15 protein-coding genes are annotated in these 17727 nt (G+C 59.3%); all 15 read right to left on the bottom strand.

The features are described 5' to 3' along the window. Positions 1-144: 144 nt before the first annotated feature. The gene (locus PspR84_RS18325; protein ID WP_160058628.1) at positions 145-1470 is read right to left on the bottom strand and encodes an OprD family porin; all 1326 of its coding nucleotides are present in this window, start codon (positions 1468-1470) and stop codon (positions 145-147) included. Between the two features lie 336 nt (positions 1471-1806). Continuing rightward, positions 1807-1992: a hypothetical protein gene (locus PspR84_RS18320; RefSeq protein WP_095118218.1), complete on the bottom strand. Its 186-nt coding sequence runs from the start codon at positions 1990-1992 to the stop codon at positions 1807-1809. Between the two features lie 189 nt (positions 1993-2181). After that, positions 2182-3645, bottom strand: a complete 1464-nt coding sequence (gene nuoN / locus PspR84_RS18315; RefSeq protein WP_007920173.1) for an NADH-quinone oxidoreductase subunit NuoN — start codon at positions 3643-3645, stop codon at positions 2182-2184. A 7-nt stretch (positions 3646-3652) separates the two neighbouring features. Next, complete coding sequence (nuoM, locus tag PspR84_RS18310; protein WP_160058627.1) at positions 3653-5185, bottom strand: NADH-quinone oxidoreductase subunit M; 1533 nt, start codon at positions 5183-5185, stop codon at positions 3653-3655. A 39-nt stretch (positions 5186-5224) separates the two neighbouring features. Continuing rightward, a complete protein-coding gene (gene nuoL, locus PspR84_RS18305) occupies positions 5225-7078 on the bottom strand; it encodes an NADH-quinone oxidoreductase subunit L (RefSeq protein ID WP_038362640.1) in 1854 nt (617 codons plus the stop codon). Then, on the bottom strand, positions 7075-7383 hold the full coding sequence (nuoK, locus tag PspR84_RS18300; protein ID WP_003223790.1) for an NADH-quinone oxidoreductase subunit NuoK: 309 nt from the start codon (positions 7381-7383) through the stop codon (positions 7075-7077). The genes nuoL and nuoK overlap by 4 nt, the downstream gene beginning before the upstream one ends. Before the next feature lie 3 nt (positions 7384-7386). Next, positions 7387-7887, bottom strand: coding sequence for an NADH-quinone oxidoreductase subunit J (nuoJ, locus tag PspR84_RS18295; RefSeq protein WP_007920176.1), 501 nt, complete (start codon positions 7885-7887; stop codon positions 7387-7389). Positions 7888-7896: 9 nt separating this feature from the next. Then, positions 7897-8445: an NADH-quinone oxidoreductase subunit NuoI gene (nuoI, locus tag PspR84_RS18290; protein WP_007920177.1), complete on the bottom strand. Its 549-nt coding sequence runs from the start codon at positions 8443-8445 to the stop codon at positions 7897-7899. Between the two features lie 11 nt (positions 8446-8456). Then, on the bottom strand, positions 8457-9464 hold the full coding sequence (gene nuoH / locus PspR84_RS18285; protein ID WP_007920179.1) for an NADH-quinone oxidoreductase subunit NuoH: 1008 nt from the start codon (positions 9462-9464) through the stop codon (positions 8457-8459). Continuing rightward, positions 9461-12175 carry an NADH-quinone oxidoreductase subunit NuoG gene (gene nuoG / locus PspR84_RS18280; RefSeq protein WP_160058626.1) on the bottom strand — a complete coding sequence of 905 codons (2715 nt, stop codon included), beginning with the start codon at positions 12173-12175 and terminating at the stop codon, positions 9461-9463. The genes nuoH and nuoG overlap by 4 nt, the downstream gene beginning before the upstream one ends. A 136-nt stretch (positions 12176-12311) precedes the next feature. After that, positions 12312-13667: an NADH-quinone oxidoreductase subunit NuoF gene (gene nuoF / locus PspR84_RS18275; protein ID WP_007920184.1), complete on the bottom strand. Its 1356-nt coding sequence runs from the start codon at positions 13665-13667 to the stop codon at positions 12312-12314. Then, complete coding sequence (gene nuoE / locus PspR84_RS18270) at positions 13664-14161, bottom strand: NADH-quinone oxidoreductase subunit NuoE (protein WP_007920186.1); 498 nt, start codon at positions 14159-14161, stop codon at positions 13664-13666. Before nuoE ends, nuoF begins: the two co-directional genes overlap by 4 nt. 2 nt (positions 14162-14163) lie before the next feature. After that, the gene (nuoC, locus tag PspR84_RS18265; RefSeq protein WP_160058625.1) at positions 14164-15948 is read right to left on the bottom strand and encodes an NADH-quinone oxidoreductase subunit C/D; all 1785 of its coding nucleotides are present in this window, start codon (positions 15946-15948) and stop codon (positions 14164-14166) included. 73 nt (positions 15949-16021) lie between these two features. Continuing rightward, positions 16022-16696, bottom strand: a complete 675-nt coding sequence (locus tag PspR84_RS18260; RefSeq protein ID WP_053121628.1) for an NADH-quinone oxidoreductase subunit B — start codon at positions 16694-16696, stop codon at positions 16022-16024. Positions 16697-16706: 10 nt separating this feature from the next. Further along, a complete protein-coding gene (locus PspR84_RS18255; RefSeq protein ID WP_003223812.1) occupies positions 16707-17120 on the bottom strand; it encodes an NADH-quinone oxidoreductase subunit A in 414 nt (137 codons plus the stop codon). Positions 17121-17727 lie beyond the last annotated feature (607 nt).

The following is a 17727-nucleotide window of genomic DNA, read 5'->3' as shown; positions in this document are numbered from 1 at the left end:
AGCTACCCGCTAGGTTGTCTTGATAGCGGGTTGATTATGTCGCGACCGCAGCGCAAAAAAAGGCGCCCCGAAGGACGCCAAAAGATTCACCTCTTACCAAAGGAGCAAGGAGCTTCTAAAGGTGAATTTGCATCAACCGCGCAATCAAAGAATCGCCAACGGATACTCGACAATCACCCGCACTTCATCCAGATCCGACTCGAACGCCGTGGCGCGTGTCGTCGCCTGGCGCAAGCGCAGTGACAGGTCTTTCATCGAACCGCTTTGCACCACGTATTTGACTTCGATGTCGCGCTCCCAACGTTTCTGATCGGTCAGCGGATTGCCCTCGGCATCGCGGCGCATGTACACGGCGTTGGCGTTGGAATAGTCGGCGTCGGTGCCGCGCGCGTAACGGGTCATGAACGACAAACCGGGTACGCCATAAGTGCTCATGTCGAGGTCATAACGCACCATCCACGAGCGTTCTTTCGGCGAGTTGAAATCGCTGTACTGGATCGAGTTGTCGAGGAAGATCGAGTCGGACTGGCGCAGGTAATCGAAGTCGTCATTGCCGTTATTGCGTTGGTGGGAGAGGGCGACCGAATGGGCGCCGAGTTTTACGCCGACACGGCCGCTCCAGATGTTGTTGTCGAACTCGCCGAGCAGTTGTTTGCCTTCATCGACGGCTTTGTAATAGTTCAGACCACCGAACAGCGACAGGTCGTCCGAGAGCGGATACGTCCAGGCAGTGCCGGCGTAATACTGATTCCACGCATCCTTGAGACGGCTGGAGTACAGGCTGAAACTGAGATTCTTGTTCAGCACATAATCGCCGCCGCCATACGCGATCCACGGCGAATTGACCGGCCCGGCGTAGAATGTGGCGAAGTTCTCGCGCATGTCGCTGGACGCCGGCTGGCTCATCGCATGCAATCGACCGCCCTGCACCGACAGACCTTCAATGCTGGTGTTGCTCGCCGTCACCCCGCGAAAGCTCTCCGGCAACAAGCGCGAGTCACCCGCCGCAACCACCGGATTGGCCGGGAACACATCGCCAATCCTCACCACCGTATCGAACGCCCGAATTTTCGCAGCGCCACCGACCTTGGTGTATTCGTCCCGCGCTTCGCCGTCGCTGTTGACCGGCAATACATCAAACGAACTGCGCCCGCCATTACGGCCGTCACCTGTGTCGAGTTTCAGTCCGATCATCGCAAACGCATCAACCCCGACCCCGACGGTGCCTTGGGTGAAACCGGATTCGAACTTGCTGATCACCGCATGCGACCAGGCTTCGGAATAACCTTTGCCGGTGGGGCTGGACTGGCCATTGCGATGATCACGATTGAAGTAGAAGTTGCGGTTGAGCAGTGTCAGGCTGCTGCCTTCGACAAAGCCTTCAGGCTTGTCTTCTGCAAACACCATGGACGGCCCGGCGCTGACCACCACCGCTAAAGCGGCCATCGATATTTTTGTAGGGTTAACCATCAAACACTCCTTGGGTTCGGCAGAACGGGAACGTGCTTCGGCGTGGGTTTTATTGTTCGACGGGGCAGGGCCCGCCGGCATGGTCGCCGGGTCACATCGTTGCAAGCTGCGGATAACGCCAAGGTGATGAGGGAATTACAATTTCGTCATGTGGTTATATGAATTGAGTGAACGCCACACAAAACTGTGGGAGCGAGCCTGCTCCGGGCGGCGTTCCGACGAAAGCGGAGTGTCAGCCAATCAAGATGTTGAAAGTGCCTACGCCATCGCGAGCAGGCTCACTCCCACAGTAGTCTGAGTGAGTCTGATAGGTCGCATGAGTGCAGATGTGGCTTTTTATCGTTCGAAGGTATCCAGCAAACCGTGTGATAGAGAGGCATCAGTTTCGGCGGGAAGTATGAGTTTGCCCTTCGTGTCGCCGATCCGTTTTACACGCGTCTTCTTCAATGTGATTTTGCCTTGGCGTTCTCTGGCTATCGCACCAATGCCATCCATCAACTCTGAAAAAATATCCCGCTTCATGGTTCGTGGATCTCCACTTGATAGGTGATCCTCAAATTTAACTACAAATGTCTTCTACGGAATGTCAGCCGTTGCTCACGGGTTTGCAGGCAAATTCCTAAAAAGGGGGGAGCGTAGTAAGTCAAAAGATCGCACAAAAACAAAAACGGCACCCGAAGGTGCCGTTTTCATTTCTAGCCAGCCAAGCTATCAGCCCGCCAGACCCGCCTGCTGAACCAGTGTCAGCAATGGCTGCGGGTACACACCCAGGAAGAACGCGACCAGGGCGATGGCCAGCAGCATCACGCCGCCTGCCTTCTGTTCCCAGTGCAGCTGGGCGTCGTGGCGACGCAGGTTTGGCTCGATCAGGTACAAGGTGACCATCACGCGCAGGTAGTAGAAGACGCCGATGGCGCTGCCCAGCACCAGCGAGCCGACCAGCCACCATTGATGCGATTCAACACCGGTAGCGATGATGTAGAACTTGCCGATGAAGCCTGCAGTCAGCGGGATACCGGCCAGCGACAGCATCATCACGGTCAGCACGGCGGTCAGGTACGGACGGCGCCAGAACAGGCCGCGGTATTCGTACAGGGCATCCGCGTCACGGCCGTTGTACGGCGAGGACATCAGGGTGATCACGCCGAAGGCGCCGAGGCTGGTGATCACATAAGTCACCAGGTACACGCCGATGGCTTCCACCGCCAGACCCTTGCTCGCCACCAGCGCGATCAGCAGGTAGCCGAAGTGCGCGATGGACGAGTAACCGAGCAGACGCTTGAGGTTGCTCTGGGTCAGGGCCAGCAGGTTACCGAACAGGATCGAGGCGATGGCGATGACGGTCAGCACGTCGCTCAGTACGCCACTGCTGGCGGCAGGGGAGATCTGGAACAGACGCACCATCACTGCAAACACCGCAACCTTGGAAGCGGTCGCGAGGAACGCCGCCACCGGTGCCGGAGCACCTTCGTAGACATCCGGCGTCCACAGGTGGAACGGTACCAGCGAGAGCTTGAACGCCAGACCGATCAGCATCATGCCCAGACCCAGTTGCGCCAGCGAGCTAGGCAGGCCAGTCGCAGCCAGAGCCTGACCGATACCGACGAAGCTCAGCGAACCCGAGTCGGCGTACAGCAGCGCCATACCGAACAACAGGAACGCGGAACCAGCGGCCGACAGCACCATGTATTTGATGCCGGCTTCCAGCGAACGCTTGTTGAAGAAGGCGTAAGCCACCAGACCGTAGACCGGTACCGAGAGCAGTTCCAGACCGATGAACAAACCGGCCAGGTGCTGCGCGCTGACCAGAACCAGACCACCGGCGGCGGCCATCAGGATCAGCAGGTAGAGTTCTTCACGGTTGCCCGGGTAACCCGAACCGCCATCGCCCAGATAGGCGTGGGCGAGGGTGACACAGGCGAGGGTGGCGACCAGGATCAGCGCCATGTACAGGCAAGCGAACGTGTCGATTTGCAGCAGTGGAGTCACGGCCAGAGGCGCGACTTTCAGGGCTGGGAGGATCGACAGCAAGGCCAGGTTCAGACCGGCGACCGAGATCAGGAAAGTCTGCGAGTGGTTGCGGCGCCAGGCGATTGCCAGCATCACCACAATAATGGTGAGGCTGGTGATCAACAGTGGCGCAAGCGCAATAAAGTGTTGAATCGTGAATTCCATAGCGCTCTTACCGGGCCGAAGCGAGTTGAGTGAAGGCGGTGCCGAGCCACTGCTGAACGCCATGCATCGTGGCGGCAGAAGTGTCGAGGAACGGTTGCGGGTAGACGCCGATGTAGATCAGCAACACCGCAAGGCCCAGCACCATGATCAGTTCGCGAGCGTCCATACCGTGCAGGATCGAATCCGATTTCGCCGGACCGAAGTAGGCACGGTGGATCATGATCAGCGAGTAGACCGAACCGAACACCAGACCGGAGGTGGCAATCGCAGTGATCCACGGCCAGCTGGCGAAGGAGCCGATCAGGATCAGGAACTCACCGACAAAGTTACCGGTACCTGGCAGACCCAGCGAAGCGGCTGCAAAGAACAGGCTGATTGCTGGCAGGTAAGCGATACGCGACCACACACCGCCCATCTCACGCATGTCACGAGTGTGCAAACGCTCGTACAACTGACCGCTGAGGATAAACAGTGCCGCCGCCGACACACCGTGCGCGAGCATCTGGATCACTGCACCTTGCAGGGCCAGTTGGCTGCCGGAGTAGATGCCGATCAACACGAAACCCATGTGGGAAACGGACGAGAAGGCGATCAGACGCTTGATGTCGGTTTGTGCGAAAGCGAGGAACGCACCGTAGAAGATCCCGACCAGACCGAGGGTCATGGCGATCGGCGCAAACTCGGCCGAAGCGTTCGGGAACAATGGCAGGGCGAAACGCAGCAGACCGTAGGCAGCGGTTTTCAGCAAGATACCGGCGAGGTCGACGGAACCGGCAGTCGGCGCCTGGGCGTGGGCATCAGGCAACCACGAGTGGAACGGTACGACCGGCAGCTTGACCGCGAAGGCGATGAAGAAGCCGAGCATCAGGATGTACTCGGTGGTCATCGACATCTTGGTTTTCAACAGGTCGGCGTAGTTGAAGGTAATCACGCCAGTGTTGTTGAAGTTGACCAGCACCAGACCGAGGATCGCCACCAGCATGATCAGGCCGGACGCCTGAGTGAAGATGAAGAACTTGGTCGCCGCGTAGATCCGGGTTTTCTTGCCGTCCGAAGAACTGTGACCCCAGAGCGCGATGAGGAAGTACATCGGCACCAGCATCATTTCCCAGAAGAAGAAGAACATGAACAGGTCGAGGGCGAGGAACACGCCGACAACGCCGCCCAGGATCCACATCAGGTTCAGGTGGAAGAAGCCAACGTGACGTTGAATCTCTTTCCACGAGCAGAGTACCGAGAGGATACCCAGCAGACCGGTCAGCAGAATCATCAACAGCGACAGGCCGTCGAGGGCCAGGTGCACGTTGATGCCGAAGCGCTGGATCCAGACATGCTTGAACTCAAGCGCCCAGGTCGGATCGGCGCCAGGCGCCGGGGCAAATGAATAGTCACCGTGGGCCCACAGCCAGAGGCCGAGGGCGAGTTCCAGGGTCATGGTCAACAGCGCAATCCAGCGAGGGAGGGTAGCGCCGAAGCGCTCACCCATCCAGCACAGCAGGCCGCCGATGAAGGGGATCAGGATTAGCCAAGGCAGAATCATGACGGGCTCGTTTCCTTTCGCAAATTCGCAAGGTTCATATCAGACCGCTACCAGCACGATGGCGCCAATGACCAGCACGGCACCAGCAGCCATCGAAGCAGCGTACCAACGCAGTTGACCGGTCTCGGTGCGGCTCAGGGCGGTGTGACCACCCTTGGCCATACGCGGGATCAGACCGATGGTCTGGTCGAGCGGGTCTTTGCGCAGTACGTGGCTGATCGCCAGGTAAGGCTTGACGAACAGTTTGTCGTAGATCCAGTCGAAGCCCCAGGCAGCGAACCACCAGGCCGAAAGGAAACGGCCGATGCCGCTGTTGGCGATGGCCGTGACGAAGCGACGCTTGCCGAGGAACAGCAGCGCTGCCAGCAGGATACCGGCCAGGGCGATGGCGCCCGAGGCGATTTCCAGACTGTGCTTGGCTTCGCCACCGGCATGGCCAACGCTTTCTGGCAGCACGCCGTGCAGTGGCGGAACGATCATCGCGCCAATGGCGGTGGACAATACGATCAGCACCGACAACGGCAGCCAGTGAGCGATGCCGTGACCGGCGTGGGCTTCGGTCTTGGCTTCACCGTGGAACGTGATGAAGATCAGGCGGAAGGTGTACAGCGACGTCATGAACGCGCCGACCAGACCTGCGTAAAGCAGACCGTGGTTGCCGCTGGCGAACGCTTCCCAAAGGATTTCGTCCTTGGAGTAGAAGCCGGCGGTGACCAGAGGCAGAGCAGCCAGTGCCGCGCCGCCGACGATGAAGCTGGCGTAGGCCAGTGGCAGTTTTTTCCACAGACCGCCCATCTTGAAGATGTTCTGCTCGTGGTGGCAGGCAACGATCACCGCACCGGAAGCAAGGAACAGCAAGGCCTTGAAGAAGGCGTGGGTCATCAGGTGGAAAATCGCGCCATCCCATGCACCAACGCCCAGCGCCAGGAACATGTAGCCGATCTGGCTCATGGTCGAGTAGGCGAGGATACGTTTGATGTCGGTCTGAACCAGAGCGGCGAAACCAGCGAGCACCAGCGTCACACCACCAACGATGCCGACCAAGTGCAGGATTTCCGGCGCCAGGGTGAACAGACCGTGGGTACGGGCGATCAGGTAAACACCGGCAGTAACCATGGTTGCGGCGTGGATCAGTGCCGACACCGGGGTCGGGCCGGCCATCGCGTCCGCGAGCCAGGTTTGCAGCGGCAGTTGTGCCGATTTACCGACCGCACCACCCAGCAGCATCAGCGTTGCCAGCGTGATCCAGAAGTCGCCGACCTGGAATTTCTGCGGTGCCAGCACCAGCAGTTCCTGGATATTCAACGTGCCCACTTGCTGGAACAGGATGAACAGGCCGATGGCCATGAACACGTCGCCGATCCGGGTCACGATGAAAGCCTTGAGTGCGGCGTTACCGTTGTTGCGGTTGCTGTAGTAGAAACCGATCAACAGGTACGAGCACAGGCCCACGCCTTCCCAGCCGAAGTACAGGAACAACAGGTTATCGCCGAGCACCAGGAACAGCATGCTGGCGATAAACAGGTTGGTGTACGAGAAGAAGCGCGAGTAGCCCGCTTCACCGCGCATGTACCAGGACGCGAACAGGTGGATCAGGAAACCCACGCCAACGACCACGCCAAGCATGGTGATCGACAGGCCGTCAACGTAGAGGGCGAAGTCAGGCTTGAAGCCTTCGACCGCCATCCACTTCCACAGCACCAGGGTGTAGTGACCGCCTTCGGGAGGTGCGACGTTGAATTGCCAGATGACGTAGGCGGCGACGATCGCCGACAAGCCAATGGAACCCACGCCGATCAGCGCCGAGAGGTTTTCCGACCAGCGTCCACGGGAGAACGACAGCAGCAGGAAACCGATCAGAGGGAATACGAAAGTCAGAAAGATCAGGTTCATCCGCGCATCTCACTGGCAGCGTCGATATCGAGCGTGTGGAAGCGGCGATACAGTTGCAGCAGGATCGCCAGACCAATACTGGCCTCGGCGGCTGCAAGGCTGATCACCAGGATGAACATGATCTGTCCATCCGGCTGGCCCCAACGGGCGCCTGCAACAATGAACGCCAGTGCAGAGGCGTTCATCATTACTTCCAGACTCATCAACACGAACAAAATGTTGCGGCGGACCATCAGGCCGACCAGACCAAGGCAGAACAGGATGCCGGCAACCGCCAGACCATGTTCGAGAGGGATAGCAGGCATGTCTTACTCCTTCGCCTCGTTACGGCCCAAATGGAACGCCGTGACGGCTGCAGCAAGCAGCAGCATCGAGGCGAGTTCGACCACCAGCAGGTACGGGCCGAACAGGCTGATGCCCACGGCTTTCGCGTCTACGGTGGTGTGGCCGATGGCTTGGCCGCTCTGGTGAGCGAACAGCACATACAGCAGTTCGGCCAGCAGCAGCGCGGCGAGAATCACCGGGCCGGCCCAGATGCCGGGCTTGAGCCAGACGCGTTCTTGCTGAACCGAGGCCGGGCCGAGGTTGAGCATCATCACCACGAACACGAACAGCACCATGATGGCGCCGGCGTAGGCGATCACTTCCAGCACGCCGGCGAACGGTGCGCCGAGTGCGAAGAAGGTCATGGCCACGGCGATCAACGAGATGATCAGGTAGAGCAGGGCGTGCACAGGGTTGGTGTTGGTGACTACGCGAAGCGTGGACACAACAGCGATACCCGATGCGAAATAGAAAGCGAATTCCATCGTTCTTCCTTAAGGCAGCAAGCTCTTCACGTTGATCGGTTCGGCTTCGTTCTGCGCGGAGCCTTTCGGCTTGCCAGCGATTGCCATACCTGCAACACGATAGAAGTTGTAATCAGGGTTTTTGCCGGGGCCGGAGATCAACAGATCTTCTTTCTCGTACACCAGGTCCTGACGTTTGAACTCGGCCATCTCGAAATCCGGAGTCAACTGGATTGCGGTGGTCGGACAGGCTTCCTCGCAGAGACCGCAGAAAATGCAGCGCGAGAAGTTGATACGGAAGAAGTCCGGGTACCAGCGACCGTCTTCGGTTTCCGCTTTCTGCAGCGAGATGCAACCCACCGGGCAAGCCACGGCGCAGAGGTTGCAGGCCACGCAACGCTCTTCGCCATCGGGGTCACGGGTCAGGACGATGCGACCACGGTAGCGTGGTGGCAGGTAGACCGCTTCTTCCGGGTATTGCAGGGTGTCGCGCTTGCGAAAGCCATGGCCGAAGACCATGACCAGGCTGCGCAACTGGGTACCAGTACCCTTAACGATGTCGCCAATATATTTGAACATGGGTCAAATCCTCACTGAACCGCGACTGCAGGCGTGTTCCACAACACGACCGCAGCGGTCACCAGCAAATTGATCAGGGTCAGTGGCAGGCAGAATTTCCAGCTGAAATCCATCACCTGGTCATAACGCGGACGCGGAATGGAAGCGCGCAGCAGGATGAACAGCATGATGAAGAACGCGGTCTTCAGTGCGAACCAGACGAAGGCCAGTTGCGGCAGAATGCCGAACGGACCGTGCCAGCCACCGAAGAACAGGGTGACCAGCAGCGCCGAGATCAGGATGATGCCGATGTATTCACCTACGAAGAACATGCCCCATTTCATACCGGCGTATTCAATGTGGTAACCGTCGGCCAGTTCCTGTTCCGCTTCCGGCTGGTCGAACGGGTGACGGTGAGTCACGGCGACGCCGGCGATGAAGAAGGTACAGAAGCCGAAGAACTGCGGAATGATGAACCACAGGTTCTGCGCCTGGTACTCGACGATGTCGCGCATGTTGAACGAGCCGACCTGGACCACGATGCCCATCAGGGCCAGGCCCATGAACACTTCGTAGGACACGGTCTGTGCCGAAGCACGCAAGCTGCCGAGCAGGGCGAACTTGTTGTTACTCGACCAGCCGGCGAACAGCACCGCGTAGACCGACAGACCGGCCATGGCGAAGAAGAACAGCAGGCCGATGTTCAGATCCGCGACGCCCCAGGTCGGGGTGATCGGGATGATCGCAAAGGCGATCAGCAGGGCGGACATGGCCACCACCGGCGCCAAAGTGAAGATCACTTTGTCGGCAAACGGCGGGGTCCAGTCTTCCTTGAAGAACATCTTCAGCATGTCGGCGGCGATCTGGAACATACCAAACGGGCCAACGCGGTTCGGACCGTAACGGTCCTGCCACCAGCCCAGCAGGCGACGTTCGACAAAGCTGAGCAACGCGCCTGCCACCACAACGGCCAGCAAAATCACGATGGCTTTGACGACCGAGAGGATCACATCGATCACTTCAGGGGTGAACCAGGTCATTGCGCTGCCTCCTGCAGACCGTCGACGGATACGCCGGCGAATGCCGGTGGAATGCCGGCGATGCCCGCAGGCAATGCCACCAGACCTGCGCCCAGTTCTTCATTGATACGCAGCGGCAGACGCAGGGTCTGACCGGCCACGTTCAGGCTCAGCAGGGCACCGTCATTGACGCCCAGACGATCCGCTTCCGACTTGGCCAGAGCCACGTACGGAGCCGGAATGCGCTCTTGAACCGGTGCGGCTTTCGAAGAGTTCTCTTCGCTGCCGAACAAGTGGAAGAACGGCACGGCTTGCCAGGTGCCCGGCGCCGGGTTGAACGCACGTGGTGCTGCAGCGAACCAGTTCAGCGAATCGCCAGTGCTTTCGATCAGGCGGGTGCCCGGGTCGCCAGCACGGATGTGACCGCCGACTTCGTCCTGGAACTTGTTCCACGCTTGTGGCGAGTTCCAGCCCGGCGACCATGCAAATGGCACCTGCTGACGCGGTTCGGCAGAGCCCGAATAACCTTCCATGGAGAAGGCGAACGCGGTGTCTTTGTCTTGCGGGGTGCGTGGTTCGTGAACGCTGATGTCGGCGCGCATCGCGGTGCGACCGGAATAACGCAGCGGCTCACGCGCCAGTTTCAGACCCTTGATGCGGAACGCCGCCGATGGTGCAGCGTCGACGATACGCGCCAGTTGCTCGGTGCTCGAAGCAACGGCAGCGGTGACGTGGTCGAGTTGCGTCCAGTCGATCGGCTGGTTCAGCAGGGTCGCGCGCAGGGCGTGCAGCCAGCGCCAGCCTTCGTGAACCAGAATGCTCGCATCCATGTATTGCGGGTCGAAAACCTGGAAGAAGCGCTGGGCGCGACCTTCCTGGCTGACCAAAGTACCGTCGCCTTCAGCGAAGCTTGCGGCTGGCAGCACCAGGTGCGCGCGGTCGCTGGTAGCCGTCTTCTGATGGTCAGCAACGATCACCACTTGCGCAGCGTTCAGTGCAGCATCGACCTTGTCTTTGGCGGTGCGGGTGTACAGATCGTTTTCCAGCACAACGATCGCGTCAGCCTTACCGTCGATGACGGCTTGCAGCGCCGCATCCACCGATTCGCCACCGAGCATGGCCAGACCAAGGCTGTTGGCTTCCGGCACGATCAGGCTGATCGAACCGTTTTTCTCGCGCAGCTTTAGGGCCTTGGCGATGTTGGCAGCGGCTTCGATCAAGGCTTTGGAGCCCAGCGAAGTACCGGCGATGATCAGCGGACGTTTGGCAGCGAGCAGGGCGTCAGCAATACGCTGAGCCAGTTCCAGTGCTTCGGCGTCCAGACCTTCAACGGCCGGCGCGCTGGCGTCCAGTGCGTGAGCAACGGCGAAACCGATGCGTGCCAAGTCATCCGGAGCAGCGTGTACGCATTCTTCAGCGATGTCGTCGAGCTTGGTTTCAGCCAGGCTGGCGATGAACAGCGGGTTCAGCGCGTGCTGACCGATGTTCTTCACGGCGGCGTCGAGCCAAGGCTGAACGCGCATGGCTTCGGCCATGTCTTCAGCTTTGCCCTTGACCGATTGACGCAGGGACAGCGCCACACGGGCGGCGGTCTGGGTCAGGTCTTCACCGAGGACGAAAATCGCATCGTGGTCTTCGATGTCGCGCATGTTCGGCACAGGCAACGGGCTGTCTTTCAGCACTTGCAGGACCAGACGGATGCGCTCCAGTTCGGACGCTTCGATACCCGAGTAGAAGTGCTCGGCGCCGACCAGTTCGCGCAACGCATAGTTGCTTTCGAGGCTGGCGCGCGGCGAACCGATACCGACGATGTTGCGACCGCGCAGCAGGTCAGCGGCTTTATCCAGCGCGGCATCCAGACCGAGCTTGGTGCCGTCGGCCAGCAGCGGCTGACGTGGACGGTCGGTACGGTTGACGTAGCCATAACCGAAACGGCCACGGTCGCACAGGAAGTACTGGTTCACCGAACCGTTGAAACGGTTTTCGATGCGACGCAGTTCGCCGTAACGCTCGCCCGGGGAGATGTTGCAACCGCTCGAGCAGCCATGGCAGATGCTCGGCGCGAACTGCATGTCCCACTTACGGTTGTAGCGCTCGGAGTGAGTCTTGTCGGTGAACACACCGGTCGGGCAGACCTCGGTGAGGTTGCCGGAGAACTCGCTTTCGAGGGTGCCGTCTTCAACGCGACCGAAGTACACGTTGTCGTGGGCGCCGAACACACCGAGGTCGGTGCCGCCAGCGTAATCCTTGTAGAAGCGCACGCAGCGATAGCAAGCGATGCAGCGGTTCATTTCGTGGGAAATGAACGGGCCCAGTTGCTGGTTCTGGTGGGTGCGTTTGGTGAAGCGATAACGGCGCTCGTTGTGGCCGGTCATCACTGTCATGTCTTGCAGGTGGCAATGACCGCCTTCTTCGCACACAGGGCAGTCGTGCGGGTGGTTGGTCATCAGCCATTCAACAACACTGGCGCGGAACGCTTTGGATTCTTCATCTTCGATGGAGATCCAGGTGTTGTCGGTGGCCGGGGTCATGCAGGACATGACGATGCGACCACGGGTGTCGTTCTCGTCGGTGTACTGCTTGACCGCGCACTGGCGGCAGGCCCCGACGCTACCAAGCGCGGGGTGCCAGCAGAAATAAGGGATGTCGAGGCCCAGCGACAGACATGCCTGTAACAGGTTGTCTGCCCCGTCGACTTCGAGCGCTTTGCCGTCTACGTGGATAGTGGCCATGGTTCAAAGGTCTTCGTTGGCCCGGTGTCAGCGGGCGTGGCTAATGGAATCTTGTTATCCGTCCGAATCCAGTCAGCCCCGAAAGGCGTCATCGGACGAAAGGCGAAGGGCACGGACCCTTCGCCTTTTTAAGCGTTTACGCGCCGATTACGATCGGCCTTGCCAGAGGCGGGACGGCGGCGCTGACTGGCGCGATACCGGCTTCGAACTCTGGACGGAAGTATTTGATGGCGCTGCCCAACGGCTCCACGGCACCCGGTGCGTGAGCACAGAAGGTTTTGCCCGGGCCGAGGAAGTTGACCAGACCCAGCAGGGTCTCGATGTCGCCTGGCTGACCGCGGCCTTGTTCGATGGCCATCAAGAGCTTGACGCTCCATGGCAGACCATCACGGCACGGGGTGCAGAAACCGCACGACTCGCGAGCGAAGAACTGCTCCATGTTGCGCAGCAAGGAGACCATGTTGACGCTGTCGTCCACCGCCATGGCCAGGCCGGTACCCATACGGGTGCCCACTTTGGCGATGCCGCCGGCGTACATTTGTGCGTCGAGGTGTTCAGGCAGGAGGAAACCGGTACCGGCGCCACCTGGCTGCCAGGCCTTGAGTTTGAAACCGTCGCGCATGCCGCCGGCGTAGTCTTCGAACAACTCGCGACCGGTGACGCCGAATGGCAGTTCCCACAGGCCCGGGTTTTTGACTTTGCCGGAGAAGCCCATGAGCTTGGTGCCCATGTCTTCGCTGCCTTCGCGGGCCAACGATTTGTACCAGTCAACACCGTCGGCAATGATCGCCGGCACGTTGCACAGGGTTTCGACGTTGTTCACGCAGGTCGGCTTGCCCCACACGCCGACGGCGGCAGGGAAGGGCGGCTTTGAGCGCGGGTTGGCGCGGCGGCCTTCGAGGGAGTTGATCAGCGCGGTTTCTTCACCGCAGATGTAGCGCCCGGCGCCGGTGTGGACGAACAACTCGAAATCGAAGCCGCTGCCCAGAATGTTTTTGCCCAGCAGGCCAGCAGCCTTGGCTTCTTCCACGGCACGGTTGAGGTGCTTGGCGGCGGTGGTGTATTCGCCACGCAGGAAGATGTAGCCACGGTAGGTTTTCAGCGCGCGAGCACTGATCAGCATGCCTTCGATCAGCAGATGGGGCAGTTGCTCCATCAGCATGCGGTCTTTCCAGGTGTTCGGCTCCATTTCATCCGCGTTGCACAGCAGGTAGCGGATGTTGATGGATTCGTCTTTGGGCATCAGGCCCCACTTCACGCCAGTGGGGAAACCTGCACCGCCGCGACCTTTGAGGCCGGCGTCTTTCACGGTCTGGACGATAGCGTCCTGATCCATGTCGGCGAAGGCTTTGCGCGCAGCAGCGTAACCGTTCTTGGCCTGGTACTCGTCGAGCCACACGGCTTCGCCGTCGTCACGCAGACGCCAGGTCAGCGGGTGAGTCTCGGCCGAACGCTGAATGCGGTTGGCAGGACCGAAAGATGTCAGGGTCATACGTAGCCCTCGAGCAGTTTGGCGACGCCAGCAGGCTGCACATCACCAAAGGTGTCGTCGTCGATCATCAGCGCCGGTGCCTTGTCGCAGTTACCGAGGCAGCAGACAGGCAGCAGGGTGAAACGACCGTCGGTGGTGGTCTGACCCAGGCCGATGCCCAGATTGTTCTGGATTTCGCTGACCACCGACTCGTGGCCGCCGATGTAGCAGACCATGCTGTCGCAGACGCGAATGATGTGACGGCCAACCGGCTGACGAAAAATCTGGCTATAGAACGTCGCCACACCTTCAACGTCGCTGGCCGGGATGCCAAGGATCTCGCCGATCGCGTACAAGGCGCCATCCGGCACCCAGCCGCGTTCTTTCTGAACGATCTTCAGGGCTTCGATCGACGCCGCGCGCGGGTCTTCGTAGTGATGCAGCTCGTGCTCGATGGCCGAGCGCTCGGTTTCACTGAGGGTGAAACGGTCTGTCTGGATAAGCGTGCTGTTCATGCTTAGCGGTCCACGTCGGCCATAACGAAATCGATACTACCCAGGTACGCAATCATGTCCGCGACCATGCTGCCTTTGATCACCGAAGGGATCTGTTGCAGATGCGGGAAGCTTGGAGTGCGGATCCGGGTACGGTAGCTCATGGTGCCGCCGTCGCTCGTCAGGTAATAACTGTTGATGCCCTTGGTCGCTTCGATCATCTGGAAGGATTCGTTGGCCGGCATGACCGGGCCCCAAGAAACTTGCAGGAAGTGCGTGATCAAGGTTTCGATGTGCTGCAGCGTGCGCTCTTTCGGCGGCGGCGTGGTCAGCGGGTGATCCGCCTTGTACGGGCCTTCCGGCATGTTGCGCATGCACTGGTCAATGATCTTGATGCTTTGGCGCATCTCTTCGACGCGAACCATGCAGCGGTCGTAGGCATCGCCATTGGCGGCCAGCGGCACTTCGAACTCGAAGTTCTCGTAGCCGGAGTACGGACGCGCTTTACGCAGGTCGAAATCGCAACCGGTCGAACGCAGGCCAGCACCGGTGACGCCCCATTCCAGGGCTTCTTTGGTGTTGTACTGGGCGACGCCAATGGTACGACCCTTGAGGATGCTGTTCTGCAGGGCAGCCTTGGTGTATTCGTCGAGGCGTTTTGGCAGCCATTCAACGAAGTCTTTCACCAGTTTTTCCCAGCCGCGCGGCAGGTCGTGGGCAACACCACCGATGCGGTACCAGGCCGGGTGCAGACGGAAACCGGTAATGGCTTCAATCACCGTGTACGCCTTCTGGCGGTCGGTGAAGGTGAAGAACACCGGGGTCATCGCACCAACGTCCTGGATGTAAGTCCCGAGGAACAGCAGGTGGCTGGTGATTCGGAAGAACTCGGCCATCATGATGCGGATGACGTCGACCTTCTCAGGCACCTTGATGCCGGCCAGCTTCTCGACCGAGAGCACGTACGGCAGGTTGTTCATCACGCCGCCGAGGTAATCGATACGGTCGGTGTACGGGATGAAGCTGTGCCACGACTGACGCTCGGCCATCTTCTCGGCACCACGGTGGTGGTAACCGATGTCCGGCACGCAGTCGACGATCTCTTCACCGTCCAGTTGCAGAATGATGCGGAATGCACCGTGCGCCGAAGGGTGGTTCGGGCCGAGGTTGAGGAACATGTAGTCCTCGTTCGGGCCGGAACGCTTCATGCCCCAGTCTTCCGGACGGAAACGCGCGGCTTCTTCCTCGAGCTGTTGCTTGGCGAGGTTGAGGCTGTACGGATCGAATTCGGTGGCGCGCGCCGGGAAGTCCTTGCGCAGCGGGTGACCTTCCCAGGTCGGCGGCATCATGATGCGCGACAGGTGCGGGTGACCTTTGAAGTCGATACCGAACATGTCCCAGACTTCACGCTCGTACCAGTTGGCGTTCGGCCAGATGCTGGTGACGGTCGGCAAGCTGAGGTCGCTCTCGGACAAGGCGACCTTGATCATCACGTCACTATTACGCTCCAGCGACATGAGGTGATAGAACACGGTGAACTCGGCGTCGCTCGGCAGCCCTTGACGCTTGGTGCGCAGACGCTCGTCCACGCCGTGCAGGTCATAGAGCATGACGTACGGCTTGGGCAGGTTACGCAGGAAGGTCAGGACCTCGACGAGTCTGGCACGCGCCACCCACAGCACCGGCATGCCGGTGCGGGTCGGCTGAGCGGTGAACGCTTCGGCGCCAAAACGATTGTTCAATTCAACGACCACATCCTGGTCGTCTGCCTTATAAGGCGGGATGTACAGAGCGCTGCCTGTAGTCATGGTTATTTTTTCGCTTTCGGTCAACGTAAAGAATGAAGCCAGCTTCTCGTTTCTTTTTCAGAACAGATCTGGATCAGACTTCGTCAGGGCTGCGCAGGTTGGTGACTGCGATTCGCTGTTCGCGGCGCTGTTCCTTCTGCGAAGGCATGTCGGCGCGATAAACGCCTTGATCACCAACGACCCAGGAAAGCGGACGACGCTCCTTGCCGATCGATTCCTGCAACAGCATCAAGCCTTGCAGAAATGCTTCCGGACGAGGAGGGCAGCCAGGTACGTAGACGTCCACGGGCAGGAACTTGTCCACCCCTTGAACCACAGAGTAGATGTCGTACATGCCACCGGAGTTAGCGCACGAACCCATGGAGATAACCCACTTCGGTTCGAGCATCTGCTCGTAGAGACGCTGGATGATCGGCGCCATCTTGATGAAGCAGGTGCCGGCGATAACCATGAAGTCGGCCTGACGCGGCGATGCCCGGATAACTTCGGCGCCAAAGCGCGCGATGTCGTGGGGCGCCGTGAAGGCGGTGGTCATTTCCACGTAGCAGCACGACAAGCCGAAGTTGTACGGCCACAGGGAGTTCTTGCGTCCCCAGTTGACCGCGCCACTCAGCACGTCTTCCAGCTTGCCCATGAAAATGTTTTTGTGGACTTGATCTTCTAACGGATCGGAAACGGTTTCCCGTTCGCCAATCGGATACTGCTCGTTAGGAGCATCGGGGTCGATCCTGGTGAGATTGTATTGCATTGCCAAAGCCTCATTGTTTCAGCTTCGCCTGCCGCTTGCGACGAGCTTCCGGAGCCCAGTCAAGGGCGCCCACTCGGAACAGGTAGACAAGACCTGCCAACAGAATTGCTATGAAAACGAGAGCTTCGACGAATCCGGTCCAGCCGCTTTCGCGGACGGACACAGACCATGCAAAGAGAAAGAGGGCTTCGATATCGAAGATCACGAAGAGCATCGCGACCAGATAGAATTTGGCTGAGAGCCGCAAGCGGGCGCCACCGGTAGGTAGCATGCCGGACTCGAACGGTTCGTTTTTGCTGCGACCCCAGGCTTTTGACCCGAGGAGGCTGGAGACGCCAAGCATGAAGGCACACAGGCCGACGACACCCAGAAGGAAAATGGCAAAGCCCCAGTTGTGGGCCATGAGTCCTGTCGCTTCGGGCATGCTGGTAATCCTTAACAGAGAGCAAAGGTCTCTGAGCTTGATAAAGAAATAGGCAGTGACGATATGTCGCAGCAATCAATCGCGCTGATTTTATGGCTAAACACCCTGCAAGTAAAATTCCTATAGCGAAATTATTTATTGGAATAAGGACATAGCGCATCTCCAATGCCCTGCAGCCCATGCGTTGCGGGCATTAGGCGGGTTTATGCAAATAATGTTTTGTAGGGAATGTAACGAACATAGTTGTGGCTAAATGATAATTGATATCGTTTGGAGTGTATTTGCAACTGTTGAGCGGGTCGTTAGTTGGGAAGTTGTCTTACTTGCGCGTTACTGCAAGTAGCGACGGCGCCCGTTTTAGCGGATTTTTCTGACGGATGTACCGCGCTGGATCAATGTTTTCTCCGAACGACGCCGATCCCTGTAGGAGTGAGCCTGCTCGCGATAGCGGTGGTTCAGTCACCGCTGCGCAAACTGACCCACGGCTATCGCGAGCAGGCTCACTCCTACAGGGATTTTTGGTGTTCATTAAATCGGGGCAAAAAAAACGCCCCGAACCAGTCGGGGCGTCAGTTTTGCGGCTCTGCGGTTAGCTTTCTATACGATC

Origin of the sequence: Pseudomonas sp. R84 (assembly GCF_009834515.1) — a bacterium.
GTDB lineage: Bacteria > Pseudomonadota > Gammaproteobacteria > Pseudomonadales > Pseudomonadaceae > Aquipseudomonas.
The sequence above is the reverse complement of the archived record's forward strand: the minus strand, read 5'-3'. Positions and strand labels throughout refer to the sequence as shown.

Coding starts and splice junctions, on each gene's coding strand:
- PspR84_RS18325 (WP_160058628.1), bottom strand. CDS start 1,470: ATGGTTAACCCTACAAAAATATCGATGGCCGCTTTAGCGGTGGTGGTC.
- PspR84_RS18320 (WP_095118218.1), bottom strand. CDS start 1,992: ATGAAGCGGGATATTTTTTCAGAGTTGATGGATGGCATTGGTGCGATA.
- nuoN (WP_007920173.1), bottom strand. CDS start 3,645: ATGGAATTCACGATTCAACACTTTATTGCGCTTGCGCCACTGTTGATC.
- nuoM (WP_160058627.1), bottom strand. CDS start 5,185: ATGATTCTGCCTTGGCTAATCCTGATCCCCTTCATCGGCGGCCTGCTG.
- nuoL (WP_038362640.1), bottom strand. CDS start 7,078: ATGAACCTGATCTTTCTGACTTTCGTATTCCCTCTGATCGGTTTCCTG.
- nuoK (WP_003223790.1), bottom strand. CDS start 7,383: ATGCCTGCTATCCCTCTCGAACATGGTCTGGCGGTTGCCGGCATCCTG.
- nuoJ (WP_007920176.1), bottom strand. CDS start 7,887: ATGGAATTCGCTTTCTATTTCGCATCGGGTATCGCTGTTGTGTCCACG.
- nuoI (WP_007920177.1), bottom strand. CDS start 8,445: ATGTTCAAATATATTGGCGACATCGTTAAGGGTACTGGTACCCAGTTG.
- nuoH (WP_007920179.1), bottom strand. CDS start 9,464: ATGACCTGGTTCACCCCTGAAGTGATCGATGTGATCCTCTCGGTCGTC.
- nuoG (WP_160058626.1), bottom strand. CDS start 12,175: ATGGCCACTATCCACGTAGACGGCAAAGCGCTCGAAGTCGACGGGGCA.
- nuoF (WP_007920184.1), bottom strand. CDS start 13,667: ATGACCCTGACATCTTTCGGTCCTGCCAACCGCATTCAGCGTTCGGCC.
- nuoE (WP_007920186.1), bottom strand. CDS start 14,161: ATGAACAGCACGCTTATCCAGACAGACCGTTTCACCCTCAGTGAAACC.
- nuoC (WP_160058625.1), bottom strand. CDS start 15,948: ATGACTACAGGCAGCGCTCTGTACATCCCGCCTTATAAGGCAGACGAC.
- PspR84_RS18260 (WP_053121628.1), bottom strand. CDS start 16,696: ATGCAATACAATCTCACCAGGATCGACCCCGATGCTCCTAACGAGCAG.
- PspR84_RS18255 (WP_003223812.1), bottom strand. CDS start 17,120: ATGCCCGAAGCGACAGGACTCATGGCCCACAACTGGGGCTTTGCCATT.